Origin of the sequence: Oligoflexus sp. (assembly GCF_035638955.1) — a bacterium.
GTDB lineage: Bacteria > Bdellovibrionota_B > Oligoflexia > Oligoflexales > Oligoflexaceae > Oligoflexus.
In genome coordinates, this window is record NZ_DASQYZ010000080.1 from 1 (window position 1) to 2,229 (window position 2,229).

Genomic DNA, 2,229 nt, shown 5'->3' on the forward strand with positions numbered 1-2,229 from the left:
GGGGCTCTGGATGAAACGCCAGGGTCTACTCACCCTTATATCAAGGTCAAAGGCCAGTGGAAATACGTCTACCGGGCCGTGGACTAGGAAAGCAATACCGTGGACTATTTGCTCACGGCAAAGCGCGACCGGAAAGCCGCAAAACGCTTTCTATGCAAGGCCATCAGGTCAAACGATAAATCGATAAAAATCACTATCGACAAAAGCGGAGCCAATACTGCTGGCAGCGAAACCTATAATGAGGACGAAGGCACCGATATCGAAATTCCTCAGAACAAATATTTGAACAACATTATCGAGCAGGACCATAGGCCCATCAAACAGCTATGCAGAGCCACGTTGGGATTCAAGAGGTTTCGAACTGCAAGGATTACAATTGGTGGCTTTGAGTCGATGAGAATGATTCGAAAGCGGCAGGTCAGAGCAGAGGGCAAAACCTCTGCTGAAATCTTTTATTCCATGGCTGCATGATTGCCCGCGAATCAGCACACCCTTCCGTTCAGAGCTGGCAAACGCAACAAAGCCATTTGCCGCGAGGATCTATACCCTTGGGCGCATCATGCTGAAGCACTGTGACAATGTCAAAAGTCAGCAGCCTTTTCTCTTCCGAAAATCGTGCATCCCGCGGACGCCGACATAATGCAACCCAATGCCAGCCATTGTTGAGGGTTGAGTTCTTCCCCTAAAAAAACGAAACCCACAAGAGCAGCCATCGCAGGCTCGACGCTCATTAATATGCCAAACGTCTTTGCCGGGATCTGTTTAAGTGCCATCAGGTCCAAAGGATATGGGAGTACGCTGCACAAAACGGCGACGGCCAAGCTCATCCACCAAACTTCGATTTGGAAAATACGAGCGTCAGCATAAATAAAAGCGAATGGGGAAACGACGACAGCGGCCACCAGCATACCAACGGCCGTGGCCGGCCCAGGAGGCAGCCGAAGGCTCACATGCTGTCCAAAGACAATATAAAGCGCCCAGCATCCACCAGCTGCAAGGGCGAGCGAAAAACCTTGGAGGTCGACCGCTTTCTCAGCGCCCGCAAATGGAGAAATGAGTGTAATGCCCGTCGCTGCAAGGATTACCCAGGCAAAGTCAAGCTTGCGCCGAGAGGTGAACAAGGCCAATCCCAAAGGTCCAATGAATTCAATTGCTATCACAATGCCAAGTGGAAGCCGCTGCAGGCTCAAATAAAACAAGATGTTCATGGTACCGAGTGCGCAGCCATAAGGCAGAACGCAGGCCCACGCGCGCCAATCCAACTGAACTCGCCAAGGCCGAAAGACAGCCAAAAGAATGAGTGCGGCCAGACTTGTTCTCAGTACCGTAATCCCGATGGGATGCGCGGCGCTGAAAATCTGCTTTGCGACTGACGCTCCTAATTTATTTGAAAGCATTCCAGTTAAAAGGAGCAAGACGGAAAAGCTCAATCTTGGCATTTTTAATCCCCAAGGACTCGATAACTCATGGCAGTTACCCTGCCTTTTTCGGTTGCATACTCCATGCTGTCAGTTGCAGCAAGAGTAAAACCAGCGATTGGCCGTTTAAGCGTCCCCGGGGGGAAGTTAATGGCGATAGCGTGAGGGTTGGTTTTACCTCGGATTCCGTCACTCCATAGTCCTGGAACTTCCGCTCAAAGGATCGATATCGGTCAAATAAAAAAGGCGAACTCTCGTCCGCCTTTTCATATTCTGGATTCCTTATGGGAACCGGCTAAATCAACCGCCGATCACACATAGGGTTTCTTTCCACCTCTTGTTAACGCCCTTCGTGGTCCAGTTTCGACATGTCATGCGGTCGATGAGTTCGGCCTCACGGGCGTCTCCAGATGGAGCTGGACCCAGGGCCCCGGAAAGAATGACCATAAAATAAGCGGCTAGTTAAAATTATTGGGAAATTTCAGAATTACGGCTTTCGTGAAAGCCTTGATAGTCAGGGGTCTGCTGAAATTCCACGCATTCTTTCCGGGGCCCTGCAGAATAAACGTCCCTTGTCATGAGCGGCAAAGTCGGCTTGAATCCCTTTCCCTGCCTCATTTTTGACCGCAGAAAAGGCACCAATTTAATTCACGGCCAAGGCGTTGAATGACAAAGATAAAAACCAAGTTTTTTTTCGCGCCCCACACCCATCGTATTGGAAGCCAGCAAACCCGCGTGATGCCGATGACGAAACGCATGGCAAAATCAAAGTGTCAACGCCCTGCATTTTCGCTCAGTGTGCAACTGAACG

General features: G+C 50.2%; 2 protein-coding genes. One reads left to right on the plus strand and one right to left on the minus strand.

Annotated features, from left to right (window positions below):
- The first annotated feature begins 99 nt into the window (after nucleotides 1-99).
- Nucleotides 100-471 (plus strand): DDE-type integrase/transposase/recombinase, encoded by a 372-nt coding sequence (locus VE954_RS07685; protein ID WP_324951330.1) that lies wholly within the window; start codon nucleotides 100-102, stop codon nucleotides 469-471.
- Between the two features lie 110 nt (nucleotides 472-581).
- Here VE954_RS07685 and VE954_RS07690 read toward each other — a convergent pair whose 3' ends face one another.
- Nucleotides 582-1,439 (minus strand): EamA family transporter, encoded by an 858-nt coding sequence (locus tag VE954_RS07690; protein WP_414698982.1) that lies wholly within the window; start codon nucleotides 1,437-1,439, stop codon nucleotides 582-584.
- Nucleotides 1,440-2,229 lie beyond the last annotated feature (790 nt).

What these genes read in the sequence shown, in the direction of transcription:
- VE954_RS07690 (WP_414698982.1), bottom strand. Translation starts at nt 1,439, where the DNA reads ATGCCAAGATTGAGCTTTTCCGTCTTGCTCCTTTTAACTGGAATGCTT.